This is a genomic window from Paenibacillus lactis (genome assembly GCF_017873605.1).
GTDB classification, from domain to species: domain Bacteria; phylum Bacillota; class Bacilli; order Paenibacillales; family Paenibacillaceae; genus Paenibacillus_AQ; species Paenibacillus_AQ lactis.
Window position 1 is genome coordinate 1 of record NZ_JAGGKI010000025.1, and the last position, 19968, is coordinate 19968.

The window sequence follows — 19968 nt, forward strand, 5'->3', positions numbered from 1 at the left end:
CGATTGGGTATATGTCCCCGGTGCGTTTTGAGCAGTGCTATTACGAGTGCATAGCTTAGCTTAGAGGTGTCTACTTTCTTGACAGAAGAGCATTTGGGGACTTGTTGGTGCGTAGCGGCGGGAAATCCCGCGAACAAGTCCCTTTTGGGGACTTGTTGGTGAGTCGCGGCGTGAAATCCCGTGAACAATTCCATTTTTGGAACTTGTAAGTGCGAAGCGTTGACTTGCGCTCACATTGAAAAGCCGGATTCCCCTTCCAGGAATCCGGCTTTTTGGTTGTACTCAAAGTGCTTAGCATAATGCAGTTAAACCAATTGGACACATAACAATTAGAACTTAAATCAGCAATTGGTATTCGTTTTCCTAAAGTGTAGGTAAGGTTCTTAAACTCAGCGAGAAAAAACCTTTCTTATCACACTGATTATTCCAGGAACAAGAAAAAAGATGCCAAAAAAGACAGTAAGTAAATTATATTGGGGCGTTTCGTAGAAATTAAACCATTCAGTGAAAATAGTAGAGTCAAGAATCCTTCCAAATAACGTTCCATCCGTATCTCTGTAGTTAAGTATCCAACCTGTTGCTTCAGATGTGAAAAAGAACATTTGTGATAATAAAAATACGCCAATAGTAGATACCCAATAGCTTTTCAAAAATGGTACAATCGTTTGTTTCCTAACCAAAGTAATCCCATCCTAATCAAGTTACTATTCTCTATATATTACAAAATAAATATGGCTATTTAAGAATTAAGTTCCAATCGCTTATTCCAGCGGGAACTCCTTTTGGCGGTAGTCCTCGACTTCCTTTGTCAGCTTGTCATTGTTGCTTTTAAGGACGTCGGACCAGGCTTTTAGCTTTTTCAGGAACGGGCTGTTCTCGATGTCATTGCGCTTCAAGGCTTGATCCAGCGCTTGGCGCACCTCGGGATCAAGGAGATTATCTTCATAAGCGAAGAGCGGCGTGTTGTTGTAGCCGTAGAACAGGCTGAACTCCATGAACCACAGCATGCGCTCCACTTCAGCGGCCCGGTTTGATTTAGGATGAGCTTTTAGGAAAGCTTCCTGGACCAGCCCCCGATCAATGACGTCCGACCAAGGAATAATGAGTGCACCATCGCTGACGGATACCTTCTCGGATTCAACCACCATGATGTCGATATAGGCTTGAATATCTTTGTTAATATACGGCTTGTAAGACACCAGCGACTTATAGTCGACGATCGGGAATACAACGCCTTCGGTCGTGAACAACCGGTAGCCGCTGTCGCGCAAATTGATCAGGACTTGTCTGAGATTGTCGTCCTTCGTGCGGCTGAGCGTAGCGCTGATGGGCTCATTGTATTTGTAAATGTTCATTAGTTTGTCTTGGATGCCGGTTTTATAGACGATGTCGGTCTTGGCTGACAGCTGCTTTTTCATCGCATTCTCCAGCTTCAATACAAGCATGGTCGCCTGATAACGGGTTACGCTGCGAATATGCTTGGTGATATACGTCTTGGCGTATGCGACGTCTTTCTCCTTCAGCAATTTGCTGGCCTTGTTGTATACGGCATTGCCGAAGGCAGTGGCTTTATTTGAGGCGGCTGTTGAAGCTGATTTGGTTTCCGAAGAAGGGGCTGCTCCCGCAATGATTCCCGTCTGAAGGGATAGAGCAAGGGCAAGGATCGCAGCCACGGCGGACTTTTTGGATTTCATAAAGAGATTTCCTCCTTTTACCACGCATTACCCTTATCCTACCACCTTCTACCGGACATTGGTTTACAATATTTTTGGAAAATATTAAAAAAATCTTCATGAACTATAACGAAATTGCGGCGATTTTGCATTATTTGCTCGAAAAAAACAGCTTCGTTCCCAAGAGTCCGATGACAAAAATGACAAGGCTGACCCAAGGCTGAATATGAAGCACCGGGAGCAGCCGCCCCAGCCACACGCCGCCGACAAGAATGACTACAGCGATAACGACGTAAATGCCCATATGGCGGATATTGATTTTGCGCCGCTCTTCTTCCGGCTGGAACGTTCCGTTCTTCATCCATTTCATTATTAATTGAATCAAGATGTAGGAGCCTCCGGCCAGGAGAATCAGCGTTGAAACCCGTACCTGCGTCATCCGTTCCACCGGACCTCCCGTCCAAGTGACAATAAAACCAACGATCGCCTGCACGAAAAAGAACCATGTCAACGAGATCCAAGGAATCATAACGTGAAGCTGCAGTTTGTTGAGGCCCTTCATAGGCGGCAGCTGCTCAACCAGGTCTTTGCAATAGGCTTCCGGATCGCTGCCGAAGACTTCTTCCGCAGTCTTTCCTTTAGCCTGAGCATCCAGCAGATGCTGGCCGATTTCCAGCAGCAGCTCCTCGCCCTTTGCTTCATTGACGGAACTGCTTCGTATATAGACAACCATGTCCTGATAATATGACAAATTGCCGGGTGTCATTGCATCCTGAAGCCGGTTGTTTTCCTTGATCATTTGTTTAATCTTCATGCTTTTTGCCTCCGGAAGTTAAAATAAAGTCCACGCTCTCTTTAAGCGTTCCCCAATGCAGCTTAAATTGCTGCAGCGTCTCCTGTCCTTTGCCGGTCAGCCTGTAGTATTTGCGGGGTGGTCCGCCTGCACCCGGCTCGGAACGAAGGGTGCCTTCGATTAACGCTTCTTTCTGCATTCGAAGCAGGAGCGGATAGATGCTTCCCTCGCTTACAAACGTCAGTCCGCTGTTCTCCAGCAAGGTGCTGAGCTCGTAGCCGTACACTTCCCGGTGCTTCATAAGCGCCAGGATGCAACCTTCGAGAATGCCCTTGAGCATCTGGCTTTGTGTTGTCATAGATGGTGGTGGTCTCCTTTTCCGACTAGGTTGTTATGCAAGGTAGGTGGGTGCGGCAGAGAATCTGGATTTCAGTAACCCTCCGGCTGATTTGCTACCTTACGTTAACCGCTACCTTGTTATGCAACCCATCTTAGCATGACTTGACTTGCAATGCAAGATAGTCGATCGAATGTTATCTGCTATGTGCTAGCTGGAAGGACAGGAATACGCGGCTTTGCTAAAAAGGTTGATGGGCTCATCCTCCGTTATCGAGCCTCTCGTGGTCGAGCAACTGTCGTCGAGCCACTGTCATGGAGCTGGGTGGTCGAGCCATGTCGTCGAGCCACTGTCATGGAGCTGGGTGGTCGAGTCACGTTGTCGAGCCTCTCCGATGTCGAGCCTCACCGATGTCGAGCGTCCATCGTCGAGTCTCCGAACTGACGATCACAAGAAGCAAGGCGTGATGGGATCCGCATCAGCTTCGATAGATTCGAGTTATTGACACATCCTGATTACAAATGTAGTATTCAATTTAGATTACATTAGTAATCTGTTTTTGGGAAGGCGTTTGAAAAGGGCTACGGCAAGAGAGCCGAAACTCCGGCAGCTCAAATCTAAGGGCAACATTCTATCAAGAATCGGAAAAGAGGGGATTTCATGCGTTGTGTTCGATATGTGGGCTGTATCGTCATCATCCTGATCATGTTTACGGGCTGCAAAGAGAAAGAGACCCTCCCGGAAGAGGTGTTCGATCGCTACATCGGGCTCTGGCAGCAGGGACAATATGAAGCCATGTACGAGCTGGTCTCCAAAGCGGCGAAAGAGGCGATTCCTGCAGAGGCGTTCGCGGCTCGCTACCGTTCCATTTACGAGGGCATCGGCATGAGCAATCTGAGCGTGACCGCGCTGCCTCAAGCCGGCGAGCCGGCGACTGACGACGGATTAAGCGAAAAGACGTTTGCATATCAGCTTAAGATGAATACGAGCGCAGGCCCGATTGACGTTGAAGGGGCCATGCGCGTGGCGAGGGACCAGGAGACGGGTGAATGGAAAGTGGATTGGAAGCCATCCCTGCTCTTCCCATCGATGGAAGAAGGGGATAAAGTGACGGTTCGCACGCTGCAGTCGAGGCGGGGGGAAATCTATGACCGGTCGGGCAACGGGCTTGCCGTCAACGGAAGCATTGAAGTGATCGGGATCGTGCCGGGCGAACTTGGAGAGGCCAGGGAGAAGACGATTGCCCAGCTTGCGAAGCGGCTTGAAATCCCGGAATCGTTCATTCGGGAAAAACTCGCGGCTTCGTGGGTCAAGGATAATGTGTTCGTGCCGATCGTCAATGCGACGGGGGATCGGGCCCGCCTTGATTTTAGCGATTTGCAGGGTGTAACGAAACGGGACAAAGGCGCCAGGGTCTACCCCTACGGGGAAGCGGCCGTTCATTTAACCGGATATATCAGGCAAGTCACCGCGGAGGATATGGAGAAGCATAAGGACAAAAACCTGGAGCCCGACGACGTGATCGGAAAAGCCGGACTCGAACAAATTTACGACGATCGGCTTAGAGGAAAGGACGGCGTCCACATCTCGATCATCGCGGCGGACGGAACGGTGCGTGAGACGCTGGCGAAGGTCGAGCCGGCAAACGGCGAGGATATCCGCCTGACCATCGATGCCGGCCTGCAAGAATCGATGTATCGCTCGCTGGATGGAGACGCGGGAACGGGGGCGGCCATTCATCCGCGGACGGGGGAGATTTTGGCGCTGGTCAGCAGTCCGGCATACGATCCGAACCTGTTCATCCAAGGATTATCGGAGGAGCAGTGGAAATCGTGGAACGAGGACCCCAAGAAGCCGTTATTGAACCGATTCACGAAGCTGTACGCCCCCGGTTCGGTGTTTAAGCCGATTACCGCTTCCATCGGATTGCAGCTTGGCGTGAGCTCCGTCGATGAGGTCAAAACGATCGAGGGACTGCGTTGGGTCAAGGACGGCAGCTGGGGGAGCTATTACGTGAAACGGGTGAGGGACGTTCCCGTCGAGGATCTTACCGACGCGATCGTCAATTCCGACAATATCTATTTGGCCCAGGAAGCGCTCGAGATGGGGGCCGAAGATTTCAGCAGGGAGGCGGAGAAATTCGGGTTTGGCGCATCTTTGCCGATTAACTATCCGTTCCCGAAGGCAAGCCTGTCGAACGATGGCATCACGAACGAAATTCTGCTGGCCGATTCCTCCTATGGACAAGGGGAAGTCCAGATGAGCCCGCTGCATCTGGCCTTGTCCTACACCCCATTCATCAATGAAGGGGAGCTGATTGCGCCCGTATTGGAGCTTAAGAAAGGCAAGGAGCTTCAGGGGGAACCGCAGGGAGAACGGGTTTTGACCCCGGACACGGCCGAAGCCATCCATCGTATGCTGCTTAGGGTCGTCGACGATCCCAAAGGGACAGGGCACGGGGCATATATCCCGGGCCGCAAAATTGCGGGGAAGACCGGCACCGCAGAGTTGAAGCGAACGAAAGCGGAAAGCGGGCAGGAGAACGGGTGGTTCGTCGTTTATGATGCAGACGGATTCGATTTTCTGATGGCCGTTATGATCGAGGACGTGCGCGATCGCGGCGGCAGCGGCTACGTCGTTCGCAAAACCGCGCCGGTGGTGAAGGGTTACGTGGAGAACCGGCACTAACGTCCGGTTTGAAAAATTGGAAGAGACATGCGATATTAAGATCAGCAGCCGGATCGGACCGTTTGTTTCCATCCGGGATTGGACCGCGGAAGGTATGCGGCATGCCGCCCTTCAATCTGCGGAGGAGTCAAAATGAATCGGGAAGTGATGAAAGTGCCTGAGCAAGTGCCAAAAATTTCGGAAGCGGAATGGGAAGTCATGAACGTGCTGTGGGAGAGATCTCCGCTTACCGCCAGCGAAGTCATTCAAGCATTACAGGAAAAAACCGATTGGAAGCCGAAAACAATTCGTACCTTGCTCGACCGTCTGGTCAAAAAAGAGGTGGTCGGCGTCAACCAGAATCAAAAAGTGTACACGTTCACGCCGCTGTATTCCCAGAGCGAGTGTCAGCGGGCTGAGGCGAAGTCGTTTCTCAATCGTATCTATGGCGGGACGATGAAATCGATGCTTGTTCATTTTTTCGAAGAGGAGTCGCTAACGGAAGAGGAGATCAAGGAGCTGCGTAACATGCTGAACGAGAAATCCGACAAGCGGTAACCGATGACTTTGCGCAAATAGCGGTCTAGCCGCTGCCTATCCCGGCGCGCGGTGTAATGATGACTGCCGCACGATGCTAAAGCGTCGACGCTTGGACGACAAGCCAGCGGTCGAGGATCGGAAATAGGGGATAAACGATTCATGTAAAGCCAAGGAGAGTTCGTTCTGAAGGTTGGAACGAGCTCTTTTTTATTGGAAAAATAGGGTTCAACTTGCACGACCGAGCGTTTCAAAAAGAGATCATGCGGAGCATTTGACAACAACAGATTACAAATGTAGTATAATGAAATAGATTACATTAGTAATCCAACTGATTGGAAAGGGGGACTAAGAAAGCATTCGCACCATCCAAGATCAAGCTGAAATGAGGATTGCATATGTTAAAAGCAAAACATTCATATCATTTTCGGACCAAGCCGAAATGGACCATAGTACCGATTGTGCTAACCGCTATACTTATGCTTGCCGGTTGTATGAAGAATGAAGCTCCAGCCGCCGAGACCGGGAAGGAGGTTCCGCCGTCGTCTACCGTGGAAGCAGCAGCAACCGATCCGTTGTTTGAAAACCTGGAGAACGAATATGACGCGAGGCTCGGCGTTTACGCCATCGACACGGGATCGGGGGAGACGATCGCTTATCGGGCGGATGAGCGTTTTGCGTATACGTCGACCTTTAAGGCGCTGGCTTCGGGCGCGGTGCTTATGCAGAATTCCGTCGAGGACATCGACGAGATGATCTCCTACTCCGCCGAGGACCTCGTGACCTATTCGCCTATTACGGAGAAACATGTTTCGACGGGGATGACCCTTAGAGATATTATGGATGCAGCCATTCGCTATAGCGACAACACGGCCGGCAATCTGCTGCTTAAGCAGTTGGGCGGACCGGACGGCTTTGAGGCGGCTTTGCGGCAAATCGGCGATACGGTTATCCAGGCCGATCGTTACGAAACCGAACTGAATGAGGCTGTGCCTGGGGATGACCGTGATACAAGCACGGCACGGGCTTTAGCCACCTCGCTCAACGCTTTTGCCCTTGGCGATGTGCTTCCAGAGGATAAACAAACGATACTCACGGACATGCTGCGGGGCAACACGACGGGCGACGAGCTGATTCGCGCGGCCGTGCCCGAAGGTTGGGTCGTCGGTGATAAGACGGGGGCAGGGAGTTATGGAACGCGGAACGACATCGCCATTGTCTGGCCTCCGGAGGGCGATCCGATCGTGCTCGCGATTTTATCAAGCCGGGATGCGCAGGATGCAGACTACGACAATGCGTTGATCGCTAAGGCAGCGGAAGCTGTGCTTTCGGCCCTGAGGGATTGATTTGATATATCGCCCGGGTCATGCGATAGTGGTAGTATCTCGTTAAGGAGAAGGGAGAGCGGCGACATGTTGTTTTCGATGCTGGTCGCAGGCTGTATCATATCTAGTATTTCCGCAGCGGGAATGATGGGCATCAAAGCCGTGTTTCGAAAACAACTTACCGCGAGGTGGCACTACCGGATTTGGATGCTGTTATTGGTCGCGTTAACGATTCCTTTTATGCCGGGGCATTTATTTCAATTCTCATCGTGGGTTCCCGGTTTGGGCGGGCCGCAGCACCGTGACTTAGGCGTTGCCGGGGACGGGGCCGGATTGCAAGAGGCTGCTAATGCGAATATGCTGCAGGACTTCACCATCTCCGTGAACCGGGGGACGCCGGAGTTTCTGCAAACCATGACGGTAGGCATATGGATCGCAGGTTTGCTTGTTTTTGCCCTGATCATTCTGCAAGCTTGGCTGAGCATCAGACGGATGAAAAAAACGGCCCGCCCCGTATCGAATTCGGATGTGCTGGCCCTATTGGAGGAGTGCAAGCGGAAGCTTCATATCACCCGGGAAGTGGTGGTGTTGGAGTCGCCGCTTGTTCAATCGCCCATGCTGGCTGGCGTGCTGAAACCCTACCTGATGCTGCCGTCCCGGTGCATGGATTGGCTTTCCATGGATGAAATCCGATATATCTTGCTGCATGAATTAAACCATTGGAAAACGAAGGATAACGTTACGAATTACGGGATCGTGGCGTTTCAAGCGGTCTACTGGTTCAACCCGCTCATCTGGATGGCTTTGAAGCAGATGAGGCTGGATCGTGAAATCGCCTGCGATCACGCCGTGCTGTCATCCTTGGACGAACGCTTCCATAGCGATTACGGCCAAACGATTCTCCGTTTTGCGGGCCGAGCATCGCACTCCGTGCCGTTCTCGCTGGCGAGCCCCTTTGTGGGCCCGAAGAGCCCGATCCGACATCGCATCGAGACGATTGTCCGGTTTCGGGCGGACTCCAGGCGGCAAAACATCAAGAGTCTTGCGGTCGTTGCGCTTGCAGCTCTCATGGTGGCAAGCCAGCTTCCCGTCGCAGAGGCCATGTACCGGGACGATTCGCGATTTGATTTTATGGGTGAACATACCGAATACGAGGATCTGAGCGCCTATTTTTCGGATTATGAAGGAACGTTCGTGCTGTATGACCTGAATGCTGACCAATACCGCATCTATAACGAATCGCAAAGCACGCGGAGAGTGTCTCCGGACTCTACTTATAAAATCTACAGCGCTTTGTTCGGACTAGAATCAGGGGCCATTTCGGCCGAACGCTCGACCATCGAATGGAACGGCCAAAAATACCCGTACGATGCCTGGAATAGGGACCATAACCTGTTTACGGCGATGGATAGCTCGGTCAATTGGTACTTCCAAGCGATGGAGAACCGGATGGACCGGGGCGAGCTGCAGGGGTATCTCGAGCGAATCGGGTACGGGAATGCCGATCTATCCGGCAGGTCCGGGCCGTTTTGGCTGGAATCGTCATTAGCGATATCGCCGGTTGAGCAGGTTCAATTGCTGAAGGCGCTCTATACGAACCAATTCGGATTCGACGATAAGCATATCGAGACGGTGAAGCAAGCGATCCAACTGCAGGAACGGGGCGGTGCCCGTCTGTTCGGCAAAACCGGCACAGGCACGGTCAATCATAAAAACACGAACGGTTGGTTTGTCGGTTACGTCGAGAACGAGGGCAACACTTACTTTTTTGCAACGAATATTGCGCATAAAGATCAGGCGAGCGGGAGTAGGGCGGCCGAAATTTCATTGCGGATTTTGAAGGATAAAGGCATCTACTGAAGCAGGGAATAGAAGGGGTGTTTTTTCAGTCAAGACGTTGCTCATGAGGGGAAATTCTTGCTAAGAGGTTGCGAGGGTAGGGCGCCGTGCACGACGGCCGTCTCTAGAATGGCGAGAGCATTCAATTGAAAACGTGGGGTGATCGCATTCGCTTAAGATATGGATCTTGGGCGGATGCTTTTTTCTGTGTGTAAACTCGGATGAAGGAACTTTATTATGACGTACTGGAGTCGCCTTGCTATAAACTGATGTTCTTAAATTTGACAGCAGTTTATGACGATTTGTATATGTTCAAAAGTTAATTCTTTTGTTACGATAGGACAAATATTAGGACTAGCATTTCCGCAGTTACTCGCGGGATGAGAGGTGATTCATTTATGTTTTTTTCTCCTTTGTTTGAAAACGATGTGCCTGTAGCACTTTTACGCCCTTAGTGGAGTGAAGGTGGCTCCATCTCTCCGTTAAGGGCTTGCTAAACCCTATCTAAAAACGGAGGGAACAAAATGAAAAACGCATTATTAGGTTCTTTATATTTGATTTTATCTTCCAGTATTTGGGGAGGTATGTACGTCGTTGTAAAAGTTGTCGTGTCGGTCATACCTCCACTGGAATTGGTATGGATTCGGTATTTAGTAGCTGTTCCAGCACTGCTCATGGTCGGTTTGGCAACGCGTCAAAACTGGCAAATTCGTAAACCTGATTTCTTAATCATCATAGCCATTGGGATCATCGGAAATGCAGTTTCGATCGTTGCACAGGAAACCGGTACCATGTTGTCTTCCGCGCAAATGGGAGCAATTATCACGTCCACAACTCCCGCATTCATGGTGGTGTTTGCTCGCTTACTTCTTAAAGAGCGGTTAACTTTGAAAAAGGGGATATCCATTTGTTTGGCAATCCTTGGGGTTTTGCTCATTGTAGGTGTAGGACAGATTAGTTTTACAAGCAAACTCGGAGGTGTCTGGCTTCTTGCAGCTGCGCTGACATGGGCATTCATGTCTGTGCTTGTAAAGCGTGTGCCGAGGGATTATTCACTAATTGCGGTAACGACTTATTCTATTTTGGTGGCCATTACTATACTGAGCCCTTTTGTCTTGCCGCGGTTACACGTCTTGAACATCGCTCAACTGGCTGACCCGAAAATTTGGGGCGGAATCTTGTATTTAGGCATTGTGTCGACGGCAGGTGCATTTCTACTTTGGAATCGTGGATTGCAAATGCTAAATGCTTCAAATGGGGGGATGTTTTTCTTTTTTCAACCCGTAGTGGGAACTTTGCTTGGATGGCTTGTTCTTGAAGAAAGCATCAGAGCAACATTTTGGATCGGTTCCATTCTCATATTCATGGGCGTGTTACTGGTTATTAAAGAAAAATAATGGGTAGTTCAAAACCCCCTTCAATTCCTCAATTGAAGGGGGTTACTTTCTATATAGAAAGGTCTCAGCAGCGTCATGGGCGTTAAGTCCACGAAATCCTTAATTATCATAGACCACTTTCTCGCAGCACCGTCGGGTTTTAGCATATTTGGGAGCGGGAGTATAATTCCGCCTCTCGTACTTCAAAATAATAAGCATTCAGAAATGACCATACAGGCCTCGCCGAACGGGGCGGAAGGAGGATTTTTAGATGAGTGCTTACTTTGACGAACAGTATAACAGGAATGAAACCGTATCCTCCGGATACGCCTTGGAGTTGGACCCGGACTATGCCTCCGGGGGACAAGAAGGCGCAGAACCCGCACAGGATGCAGTGCACCCGAATCGGACAGGGATGGCGGATCCGTCCCTATGGAACGACGGGGCGGATGGAGAGAGCTGGCTGAACGGCTGGGATGGCCGCGAGGAGACCCATGCGATGTTCCGCCAAAGCTATGAGTAGGACGAAGGATATAAGCCAGCATTCAGGGTGATTACCTTACACAAGCGGTAGCCGCATACCTGGGGTTCGATTTTTGTGAATTGTTGACAACCCGCGCATCACGATGCTAAGATAAGTTTAATTAATTCATATTAAACTTATCGGAATTATTATAGTATCTAAAAGCGTCTGATTTCGCGGGGAGGAATTAGGATGGAGCGTCAAATTACGATCCGGCATCGTCAAGAGGAGCTGACAGCAACGATACATTATCCGCAGAAGGAGGCGGATGCTGGAAGCAGCCGGGTGCCGCTGATTATTATTTGCCACGGGTTTGTGGGGAGCCGCATCGGGGTTGACCGCCTGTTCGTCAAAACCGCGCGTGAACTCGCCCAAGATGGGCATATGGTCATTCGGTTCGATTATATCGGCTGCGGCGAGAGCTCGGGCAGCTACGGCAGCGAGGGGCTGGAGTCGATGATCGCCCAGACGCGGACCGTTCTGGATTATGCGCTCAGCTGCACGGATGTCGACCCCCAGCGAATTACGCTGATCGGCCACAGCCTGGGCGGCGCGGTAGCGCTCCAGACCGCCGTGCGGGACCGCCGGGTGAAAAATCTCGTGCTATGGTCAGCGGTAGGCTATCCTTTCAACGATATTGTGAAAATCACGGGCCGCGACGTATATGACACCGCCGTCAAATCGGGTGCTGCCGATTATTTGGGGTACTCGTTCACTCCGGTATTTTTCGAGTCATTGGCGCAGGGCCAGCCGTTCCAAGAGGCTCTGAAATTTACGGGCAATGTGCTGGTCATTCACGGCACCTCGGATGACATTATCCCGGTGGACTATGCTTTTCTGTATCAAAAGGTGTTCTGGATGCGCTCGGAAGGCCGGTGCGATAAGGAGATTATTTTTCAGGCGGATCACACCTATTCTGCCGGCCCGCAGCGCGAGCTGCTGCTGAAGCGAACCCGGGATTGGCTGGACGAGCAAGAGCATATTCAGCAGGAATGGCAGCATTGGAGTATTTGAGGAAGTTATTTGGCATATTGGGCAGAATAACGGTACAATAGAGTTGTCCCTTGATTTTGAAGCTGGAGGTGGCATCCATGACGTTACCTGCTCTATTTATTGCACACGGTTCGCCGATGATGGCGCTGGAGGACAACGAGTATACCCGTTTCCTCGCACGTTTGGGACGGGAACTGCCGAAGCCCCGAGGCATTGCGGTATTCTCAGCTCACTGGGATGATCCGGATCAGCGCCTGACTGACGATGCCGAGCATGGCACGATGCATGATTTTTATGGATTTCCCGAGGAGATGTACCAGATCACCTATCCGGCCAAAGGCAGCGCGGAGCTGACGAATCAGATCATGCAGCGCTTCGAGGCAGGCAATCTGCATGCCAAACCGGTTACCGGCAGGGGATTGGATCATGGGGCCTGGGTCATTTTGCGCCAAATGTATCCGGATGCGGATATCCCTGTTGTTGCCCTTTCCATCGATTCCAAGCGCTCGCCCAGCGAGCAGTACTCGATCGGCGCAATGTTGTCCGATCTCCGTGAGGACGGCATTCTTATCATCGGCAGCGGCGGCCTCGTGCACAATCTGCGGATGGTGCATCCGAGCGACGAGCCTGATGATTGGGCGGTACAGTTTGATGAATGGATAGCGGAGCAGCTGGAGACGTGGAATCTCCATCAGTTATTCGCGTATGACAAGAAAGCGCCTCATGCCCGCGAAGCCGTACCTTCTTATGGGACGGAGCATCTGGTTCCCCTGTTCTATGCGATGGGGGCTGCGGATAACGGCCGCAAGGCGGAACGGTTGTTTCAATCTTACCAATATGGCAGTTTAAGCTTGAACTGCTGGTCATTTCAATAAAAGGAGAAGCCGGGCTTGGCGATCAAGCCCGGCTTTATTGTGCTTTGGGGGCTCAAGGGGAGCGGGAGCATGAGCCGGTGCACTTGGGGGTGTCGTCCGGTCCCCCGTCTCTTCGCTCGCTTGTTGTCCGCCCTTTGCCTGAATGTATATTGTGTAAAGGTAGCAAAGGGCTCCCAAAGAGCGACCGCTGTCGCTGCTCCGAGACGGGGGCCCTCCCTGAGGGGGCACCGGCGCAGCTCCGTGGTGTGTAAGCATCCCGGGAAGCACAAAAGCAGCCCGGCTTGAGAAGCCAAGCCGGGCTTTGGGTGTGGGCGGGGGAGAGGGGGGAGCTGAGCCGGTGCACATAGTTGTGTCGTCCGGTCCCCCGTCTCTTCGCTCGCTTGTTGTCCGCCCTTTGCATGAATGTATATTGTGTAAAGGTAGCAAAGGGCTCCCAAAGAGCGACCGCTGTCGCTGCTCCGAGACGGGGCCCTCCCTGGGGGGCACCGGCCCAGCTCCGTAGGGTGTAAGCCGCCCGGGAAGCACAAAGGAGCCCGGCTTTAGAAGCCAAGCCGGGCTTTGGGTGTGGGCGGGGAAGAGGGGTGTTGGGAGCTCAGCCGGCGGATCTAGTTGTGTCGTCCGGTCCCCCGTCTCTTCGCTCGCTTGTTGTCCGCCCTTTGCATGAATGTATATTGTGTAAAGGTGGCAAAGGGCTCCCAAAGAGCGACCGCTGTCGCTGCTCCGAGACGGAGGCCCTCCCTGTGGGTGCACCGGCGCAGCTCCGTAGGGTGTAAGCCGCCCGGGAAGCACAAAGGAGCCCGGCTTGAGAAGCCAAGCCGGGCTTTGGGTGTGGGCGGGTGGTTATGCCATTGCTGGTGGTGGGCTCGATGTCCAGGGGAGCTTCTTGCCATCTGGCGTTGTGTCGTTATGCTCCCCGGGCATTGTGCTCGCATATTGTCGGTACGAATTTTTCTAACTCGCCCCGTCCCTGTATCAGCGGTGCCGGTTAAGCGGTTTGCTTTGTCAGAGGTGTTGGGGTTGTGCCGCCGTCATGGCGGGTCGTTTTGTGTGTCCATTTGTTCCACAGGCCGCGGAGGTAAGGGATTACCCAGCGGTCAAGACCGATTTTACCAGCGTTCGCTGCAGCAACCAGGATGAACATCTGCAGCAAGAGCATTTGCGCATTCGTGCTCACGGTGCCCGAGAAGAGGAACGCGGCGTTCATCACGATGCCCATGAGGGCGGCGAAGGTGGTGAAGGTGCCCAGGATCAGCCCGAGGCCGACGAGAAATTCACCGAGCGGGACCATGACGTTAAAGATCTTTACACCCGGCAGCGCCGCGTGCTCGAGGAAGGCCGCCCACCAGCCTTGTACGGCGGGATGGTCACCGGTCGCCTTGGCGATCGCGCCTTGCAGGAAGCCTGCAGCCTCGAAGCCGCCGGTCAATTTGCCCCAGCCGGCCACCATCCATTCATAACCAATGTAGACCCGGATGAAGGTCAGCAGCCACATTGCAACTTTGTTTGTTCTCAGCCAATTGTTAAACATATCAACCACTCCTTGGGAAGATGATTTTTTATTGAGTTCATTGTTGTTGCTTGCCCTCGACCGGCTTATTGGTGTTCATCTGGTTGAGGGAGGAAGATGATCATCTCTTTCTGATTTCATTATAAGTGAAACAAATCACAATATATGTGATTAAAATCACATTCGTGATAAAAATCATAATTATATTAAAAAAAAGAAATAACCCTGCGCTCTTTGAGAGGAGCACGCAGGGTTACGTTGGCTACGCCGTTTGATTATTCATAAGAGGTTCATGATAACTGACATTCATTTTACGGGCAAACTTCCGTTTAAGGAAGGGCATAAGCCAGCGGTCCAGCCCGATCCTCCCGGCATTGGCCGCAGACAGGATGAGAAGAAATTCAAGCAGCAACAGCTGGCCGTTCGTACTGATCGAGCCGGAGAAGAGATAGGCGAAATTCATCACCAGTCCCATCAGCGCGGCAAAGGTGGTAAACGTCCCGAGGATTAAACCCAGCCCGACAAGAAACTCCCCAAGCGGGACGATGATGTTGAAGAACTTTACGCCCGGCAGCGCCGCATGCTCCAGAAAGGCCGCCCACCACCCCTGCACCGGCGGGTGCTCACCGGCTGATTTGGCGATCGCTCCTTTCATAAAGCCGCTGGCATCGAAGCCCCCCGTCAGCTTGGTCCAGCCTGCGGTCAGCCACTTATACCCGACCCATACCCGGATCATCGTCAATACCCACATTGCGATTTTGCTTGTCTGAAGCCAGCTCATCCACATCCAACACCACTCCTCCATGAATAATCATTCTATATTTTGTTTTCGGATTTTTGAGAAAATGAAAATAATTACCGCAGAAAGCGTGAACGCATCAAGGATTTTCGTTCACGCTGGGAAAGTGATTAGCAATGTATATTTTCAAAAATCCGTATTAAAATACATTATTCACTTCCACCTGGCTTATGCCTGTGCGTTTTGGAATGCGATCCGGACATACCAAAAAGTGATGAAGAACCGTGGTTCTCCATCACTTGGATGCTGCCTAATTGAGTTGCAGCCGATTAAGCCGTTTGCTTCTTGAGCGGCGTTGGCGTCGTGTCGCCATGGCGGGTCGTTTTGTGTGTCCATTTGTTCCACAGGCCGCGGAGATATGGGATTACCCAGCGGTCGAGACCGATTTTACCGGCATTCGCTGCAGCAACCAGGATGAACATTTGCAGCAATAGCATTTGTGCATTCGTGCTCACGGTGCCCGAGAAGAGGAACGCGGCGTTCATCACGATCCCCATGAGGGCGGCGAAGGTGGTGAAGGTACCCAGGATCAGCCCGAGGCCGACGAGGAATTCACCGAGCGGGACCATGACGTTGAAGACCTTTACGCCCGGCAGCGCCGCGTGCTCGAGGAAGGCCGCCCACCAGCCTTGTACAGCGGGATGGTCACCGGTCGCCTTGGCGATCGCGCCTTGCAGGAAGCCTGCAGCCTCGAAGCCGCCAGTCAATTTGCCCCAGCCGGCCACCATCCATTCGTAACCGATGTAGACCCGGATGAAGGTCAGCAACCACATTGCCACTTTGTTTGTTCTCAGCCAATTGTTAAACATATGAACCACTCCTTAATTGAGTTATTTTTCGTTTGCATTGTTGTCTGTTCATGGATGTCGTTGTTGTTAAATGGCTTACTGGTGACTTCTAATGTTTGCTTTCTTGTTGTTCACTTTCTTGCTTTGTCTTGCTTGGTGCTGTTTGGTTTAAGTGATCACCTTTCTTACACTTTCATTATACGTGAAATTATTCACAATACAATGTGATAAAAATCACAAATTTGTGAACATAGCATTCTGCCTCTGAAATACATTGCATACTGCCCTTCAAATAGGCTGAAATACGGCAGCGGCTCCTTAAATGGTTTGAAACCTTGCGCGGTCTGCCCCTAGAATCGGCTGATGAAATAAGTGAATGTTCTACTACAGGGAAAGGGAGGTAATTGTAGGGCATCAATGACAGCAGCCAAATGTTCGTGGTCCCACCCCAAGCAGGCTTGCGGAGAACTTATCAAGTTATCTCCGATAGAAAGGCTTTGCCGGAGGACGATCGAGTTATCTTCCATAGAAAGGTAGGCTTGCGGAGAACCTATCGAGTTATGAATCAACCGAGATTACAAGACTTGATCGATGAATGACCTAGAGCCAGGCGCCTTACGAACGGTTCTTTATTACAGACAAAGCGCAGCGTTTATGATTAAATGTAAATTAAAGTTGAATTGTCGGTTGGAAATTTCGGGTAATAAGTATTTGGGAGAGTCCATAGGGGGAAATGATATGCGCAGTAAACATCGACTTGGCAAATTTGCATGGAGGACAAGCTTCATGGCGATTGCGGCCGTCCTTGCATTGTCTGCTTGTGGTGGGAAGCCGCAAGCAGAGCCGGTAGAGAGTCCGGAGGTACAGAGTCCGGTACAGCCTCCGGTGGAGGATGTGAAGGAGCCGGCAGCACCGGCTCCGTACAGGGCGCCTTTAACCGGGCTGGCGGTTGAGGCGCCGGTCACGCAGCGGCCGCTGGCGGTGATGATCAATAACGCGCCGGCGGCAAGGCCGCAGTCGGGGCTGAGCCAAGCCGATATCGTATACGAGGTATTGGCCGAGGGCGGCATTACGCGATTGATCGGGATTTTCCAAAGCCAAGAAGGCATCGAGCAGATCGGGCCGATCCGCAGCATTCGTCCTTATCTGATCCGTCTTGGCGAGAGCTATGGCGGCGTTCTGGTTCATGCCGGCGGCAGCCCCGAGGCTTATTCGATCATTCAAAAGCAGGGGAAGCAGGATTTGGACGAAATCGGCAATGCCGGTGCTTTTTTCTGGAGATCGAAGGACCGTAAAGCGCCGCATAATCTGTATTCCAGCGACGAGAAGCTGCGTCAAGCTGCTGCTAAGATGGGCTATGATCAGCAGGTTCAGGTTCCGCAATACAGCTTCCTTACGGAAGAGCCTGCAGGAGGCACGAGTGGAACGAATGGCACCGAGGGTACGAATAGCACCGATGACACCCCATCCTCCGGGGGAACTGCGGACGGCACGGAGGGTTCGACGCAGCAAGACGGAACGACGAATAGCGGGAAACCATCTGCTGATGCTGCGGAAAATACAAGCAATGCGGAGCAATCTTCAGCATCTGCGAACAGCGCAGGCGGTGCAGGACAATCGGCAAATGCCGGGAATGCAGGCAGCGAAGCGGGGTCCCAAACGGAGGCAGCCGGAGAAGCCGCGGGCAAGGTGGACATTACCTTTTTGCTGAACAGTTATGTGGTTTCCTATGAATACGATGAAGCAACGAGCACGTATAAGCGATCCATTAATGGGTCTCCCCATGTCGATCTTAATAACAATGAGCAGCTGGAAGCTGCCAATGTGATTGTGCTCGGAGCCGACCATAAAGTGCTGGATGATATAGGGCGTCTAGCCGTGGATGTAGAAACCGGGGGCGAGGCCATGCTGTTCCAACGGGGCGAGGTGATCCGGGGGCAGTGGGTCAGAGCCGCGAATGATGCGATCCGGTTCGTCAAGGACGGGGCAGAGGTGGCGCTTGTTCCGGGAACGACATATTTCAACATTGTGCCTAACTCTCCATCATTTGAGAGCCATGTGAGCATAACCAATCCATAATTCATGGGCGGCGGATAATATATCCTTATACGGGGATGTTAAGTATCAGGCATAAAGGTATGGAGCAGGCTAGGGATGCGCTTCCTTGTTAGTTTCTTACTTTTTTGAGTGTTAGTTTTCTATACACACCCTGCGGCGGATGTGATAAGATATTCAAGGTTGTCTATCTTTTCTTTCGTTCGCGGCAATTTATCCGTAAAGGGGTTAAAGAGTATGAAAATGAAGAAAAAGGATATATTTTTCCAATGCCTGGAGAATATGGCCGACACGGTGGTTCAAGCTGCAGATTATTTTTCACAGCACGTTACCAATCTTCAGGATGTGCTAGAATTCGCCAATGAAATGAAAAAATTCGAGTCCCAATGTGATACTTATACCCATACGATCATCACGGAGCTCAACAAAACATTTATAACGCCGATCGAAAGAGACGACATCATGGACCTGGCAACCAGCATGGACGATGTGATGGACGGGCTCGAGGCCACCGCATCCCGGTTTTATATGTACCAGCTCGGACAGCCTGACGAATACATCGTGCAATTTGCAGAAATTCTTCGTCAATCGGCCTACGAAATTCAGAAAGCCATTCATTTGCTCTCGCAGAAAAAACTTCTTGCGATCCGCGAATATACGATCCGCTTGAACGATCTGGAGAACCAGGGCGATGAGCTGCTGCGTATCTGCATTAAGGATCTGTTCGCGACCGTTTCCGATCCGATTCTGCTGATCAAGAAGAAAGAGATCTATGAGCGTCTTGAGACAACCACGGACACCTGCGAAGACGTGGCGAATATGCTGGAATCCATCATTATGCGTAACTCGTAAGGGAGTCCTGAACTATGGATATCGTAATCATTCTCGTTGTTTTCCTGGCACTCGCCTTCGACTTTATTAACGGGTTTCACGATACGGCTAATGCGATTGCTACCTCGGTATCGACCCGTGCCTTGAAGCCTCGAGTTGCCATTCTGCTTGCAGCCTCGATGAACTTCGTTGGCGCGATGCTGTTCACAGGCGTTGCCAAAACGATTGGCGGCAGCATTGCAGACCCCGCTACACTGGATAACGGAATCGAGGTTGTAATCGCGACGCTGTTGTCGGCGATTATCTGGAACCTCGTAACCTGGTGGTTCGGCTTGCCTTCATCCTCCTCGCATGCTCTGATCGGTGCATTGACCGGTGCGGTCTTCGTCGGAGCGGGCAGCGATAAGCTGAATTACGGCGGCTTTACGGATATCGTATTGGCGCTTGTCCTTTCGCCGATCATCGCATTTGTGGTCGGTTATCTGGTGATGCAGCTGCTGAAAGTCATCTTCGCAAAACGCAGTCCGCACACCGTGAATAAGGGCTTCCGCACGATGCAGATCTTTACGGCTGCGCTCCAATCCTTCACGCACGGCACGAACGATGCGCAGAAGGCGATGGGGATCATTACGTTCGCTCTCGTGACTTCCGGTCATCTCTCGGAGATGGAAGTTCCGTTCTGGGTTAAGCTGGCGGCAGCAACCGCGATGGCATTGGGAACCTCGATCGGCGGCTGGAAGATCATCAAGACGATGGGAACGAAAATTTTCAAAATCGAGCCGATTAACGGATTCGCCGCAGACTTCTCGGCAGCCTCTGTTATTTTCTCGGCGACACTGCTTCACTTGCCGATCAGTACGACCCATGCGATTACATCGGCAATTCTCGGCGTAGGCTCGGCGAAACGCTTCTCCGCCGTGAAATGGTCCCTGGCAGGGCGAATTGTCGTAACCTGGTTCATCACGATTCCGATTACGGCTGTGCTGGCGGGACTTATCTTTAAAATTTTCTTCTAGACCAATACTTACTTACAGATAGATAACGGATAGA

Annotated in this window: 18 protein-coding genes; 11 read left to right on the forward strand and 7 right to left on the reverse strand. The window is 51.6% G+C overall.

Translation table 11 applies throughout. The features are described 5' to 3' along the window. Positions 1–389 precede the first annotated feature (389 nt). The 4 genes from J2Z18_RS27210 to J2Z18_RS27225 all read right to left on the reverse strand — a co-directional run bounded on the left by J2Z18_RS27210 (position 390) and on the right by J2Z18_RS27225 (position 2824). Positions 390–680: a YfzA family protein gene (locus J2Z18_RS27210; RefSeq protein ID WP_210095616.1), complete on the reverse strand. Its 291-nt coding sequence runs from the start codon at positions 678–680 to the stop codon at positions 390–392. A gap of 81 nt (positions 681–761) precedes the next feature. Next, positions 762–1694: a hypothetical protein gene (locus J2Z18_RS27215; RefSeq protein ID WP_210095617.1), complete on the reverse strand. Its 933-nt coding sequence runs from the start codon at positions 1692–1694 to the stop codon at positions 762–764. A gap of 130 nt (positions 1695–1824) precedes the next feature. Then, entirely contained in the window at positions 1825–2487 is a 663-nt protein-coding gene (locus J2Z18_RS27220) for a DUF1129 family protein (protein WP_007130999.1), read from the reverse strand. Beyond that, positions 2477–2824, reverse strand: a complete 348-nt coding sequence (locus J2Z18_RS27225) for a PadR family transcriptional regulator (RefSeq protein WP_210095618.1) — start codon at positions 2822–2824, stop codon at positions 2477–2479. Before J2Z18_RS27225 ends, J2Z18_RS27220 begins: the two co-directional genes overlap by 11 nt. A 639-nt stretch (positions 2825–3463) precedes the next feature. Between J2Z18_RS27225 and J2Z18_RS27230 the strand changes: the two genes are divergently transcribed. The 8 genes from J2Z18_RS27230 to J2Z18_RS27265 all read left to right on the forward strand — a co-directional run bounded on the left by J2Z18_RS27230 (position 3464) and on the right by J2Z18_RS27265 (position 12938). Beyond that, positions 3464–5491, forward strand: coding sequence for a penicillin-binding transpeptidase domain-containing protein (locus J2Z18_RS27230; RefSeq protein WP_210095619.1), 2028 nt, complete (start codon positions 3464–3466; stop codon positions 5489–5491). A gap of 153 nt (positions 5492–5644) precedes the next feature. Then, on the forward strand, positions 5645–6028 hold the full coding sequence (gene blaI, locus J2Z18_RS27235; protein WP_040739251.1) for a penicillinase repressor BlaI: 384 nt from the start codon (positions 5645–5647) through the stop codon (positions 6026–6028). Between the two features lie 377 nt (positions 6029–6405). Further along, entirely contained in the window at positions 6406–7353 is a 948-nt protein-coding gene (bla, locus tag J2Z18_RS27240) for a class A beta-lactamase (RefSeq protein WP_210095620.1), read from the forward strand. Between the two features lie 66 nt (positions 7354–7419). After that, on the forward strand, positions 7420–9192 hold the full coding sequence (locus tag J2Z18_RS27245) for a BlaR1 family beta-lactam sensor/signal transducer (RefSeq protein WP_210095621.1): 1773 nt from the start codon (positions 7420–7422) through the stop codon (positions 9190–9192). Positions 9193–9695: 503 nt separating this feature from the next. Next, entirely contained in the window at positions 9696–10568 is an 873-nt protein-coding gene (locus J2Z18_RS27250) for a DMT family transporter (RefSeq protein ID WP_210095622.1), read from the forward strand. A 250-nt stretch (positions 10569–10818) separates the two neighbouring features. Next, positions 10819–11070 (forward strand): hypothetical protein, encoded by a 252-nt coding sequence (locus tag J2Z18_RS27255; protein ID WP_007131006.1) that lies wholly within the window; start codon positions 10819–10821, stop codon positions 11068–11070. A gap of 192 nt (positions 11071–11262) precedes the next feature. After that, positions 11263–12084 carry an alpha/beta hydrolase family protein gene (locus J2Z18_RS27260; RefSeq protein WP_007131007.1) on the forward strand — a complete coding sequence of 274 codons (822 nt, stop codon included), beginning with the start codon at positions 11263–11265 and terminating at the stop codon, positions 12082–12084. A 77-nt stretch (positions 12085–12161) separates the two neighbouring features. After that, positions 12162–12938 carry a DODA-type extradiol aromatic ring-opening family dioxygenase gene (locus J2Z18_RS27265; protein WP_007131008.1) on the forward strand — a complete coding sequence of 259 codons (777 nt, stop codon included), beginning with the start codon at positions 12162–12164 and terminating at the stop codon, positions 12936–12938. 985 nt (positions 12939–13923) lie between these two features. Here J2Z18_RS27265 and J2Z18_RS27270 read toward each other — a convergent pair. The 3 genes from J2Z18_RS27270 to J2Z18_RS27280 all read right to left on the reverse strand — a co-directional run bounded on the left by J2Z18_RS27270 (position 13924) and on the right by J2Z18_RS27280 (position 16053). After that, entirely contained in the window at positions 13924–14466 is a 543-nt protein-coding gene (locus tag J2Z18_RS27270) for a DoxX family protein (RefSeq protein WP_144878511.1), read from the reverse strand. Positions 14467–14707: 241 nt separating this feature from the next. Then, positions 14708–15232, reverse strand: a complete 525-nt coding sequence (locus tag J2Z18_RS27275) for a DoxX family protein (RefSeq protein ID WP_028407130.1) — start codon at positions 15230–15232, stop codon at positions 14708–14710. Between the two features lie 281 nt (positions 15233–15513). Then, on the reverse strand, positions 15514–16053 hold the full coding sequence (locus tag J2Z18_RS27280; RefSeq protein WP_007131012.1) for a DoxX family protein: 540 nt from the start codon (positions 16051–16053) through the stop codon (positions 15514–15516). Positions 16054–16770: 717 nt separating this feature from the next. Between J2Z18_RS27280 and J2Z18_RS27285 the strand changes: the two genes are divergently transcribed. From J2Z18_RS27285 to J2Z18_RS27295, 3 genes are all read left to right on the forward strand, one after another. Then, entirely contained in the window at positions 16771–18111 is a 1341-nt protein-coding gene (locus J2Z18_RS27285; RefSeq protein WP_445933629.1) for a DUF3048 domain-containing protein, read from the forward strand. A 213-nt stretch (positions 18112–18324) separates the two neighbouring features. Continuing rightward, positions 18325–18939 (forward strand): DUF47 domain-containing protein, encoded by a 615-nt coding sequence (locus J2Z18_RS27290; RefSeq protein WP_028406869.1) that lies wholly within the window; start codon positions 18325–18327, stop codon positions 18937–18939. A gap of 14 nt (positions 18940–18953) precedes the next feature. Next, positions 18954–19934 (forward strand): inorganic phosphate transporter, encoded by a 981-nt coding sequence (locus tag J2Z18_RS27295; protein WP_007131015.1) that lies wholly within the window; start codon positions 18954–18956, stop codon positions 19932–19934. Positions 19935–19968 lie beyond the last annotated feature (34 nt).

Bases quoted from the DNA above. Each gene is read 5' to 3' on its own strand.
- J2Z18_RS27215 (WP_210095617.1), bottom strand. From the start codon at position 1,694: ATGAAATCCAAAAAGTCCGCCGTGGCTGCGATCCTTGCCCTTGCTCTA.
- J2Z18_RS27220 (WP_007130999.1), bottom strand. From the start codon at position 2,487: ATGAAGATTAAACAAATGATCAAGGAAAACAACCGGCTTCAGGATGCA.
- J2Z18_RS27225 (WP_210095618.1), bottom strand. From the start codon at position 2,824: ATGACAACACAAAGCCAGATGCTCAAGGGCATTCTCGAAGGTTGCATC.
- J2Z18_RS27230 (WP_210095619.1), top strand. From the start codon at position 3,464: ATGCGTTGTGTTCGATATGTGGGCTGTATCGTCATCATCCTGATCATG.
- bla (WP_210095620.1), top strand. From the start codon at position 6,406: ATGTTAAAAGCAAAACATTCATATCATTTTCGGACCAAGCCGAAATGG.
- J2Z18_RS27245 (WP_210095621.1), top strand. From the start codon at position 7,420: ATGTTGTTTTCGATGCTGGTCGCAGGCTGTATCATATCTAGTATTTCC.
- J2Z18_RS27250 (WP_210095622.1), top strand. From the start codon at position 9,696: ATGAAAAACGCATTATTAGGTTCTTTATATTTGATTTTATCTTCCAGT.
- J2Z18_RS27255 (WP_007131006.1), top strand. From the start codon at position 10,819: ATGAGTGCTTACTTTGACGAACAGTATAACAGGAATGAAACCGTATCC.
- J2Z18_RS27260 (WP_007131007.1), top strand. From the start codon at position 11,263: ATGGAGCGTCAAATTACGATCCGGCATCGTCAAGAGGAGCTGACAGCA.
- J2Z18_RS27265 (WP_007131008.1), top strand. From the start codon at position 12,162: ATGACGTTACCTGCTCTATTTATTGCACACGGTTCGCCGATGATGGCG.
- J2Z18_RS27270 (WP_144878511.1), bottom strand. From the start codon at position 14,466: ATGTTTAACAATTGGCTGAGAACAAACAAAGTTGCAATGTGGCTGCTG.
- J2Z18_RS27275 (WP_028407130.1), bottom strand. From the start codon at position 15,232: ATGTGGATGAGCTGGCTTCAGACAAGCAAAATCGCAATGTGGGTATTG.
- J2Z18_RS27280 (WP_007131012.1), bottom strand. From the start codon at position 16,053: ATGTTTAACAATTGGCTGAGAACAAACAAAGTGGCAATGTGGTTGCTG.
- J2Z18_RS27285 (WP_445933629.1), top strand. From the start codon at position 16,771: ATGCGCAGTAAACATCGACTTGGCAAATTTGCATGGAGGACAAGCTTC.
- J2Z18_RS27290 (WP_028406869.1), top strand. From the start codon at position 18,325: ATGAAAATGAAGAAAAAGGATATATTTTTCCAATGCCTGGAGAATATG.
- J2Z18_RS27295 (WP_007131015.1), top strand. From the start codon at position 18,954: ATGGATATCGTAATCATTCTCGTTGTTTTCCTGGCACTCGCCTTCGAC.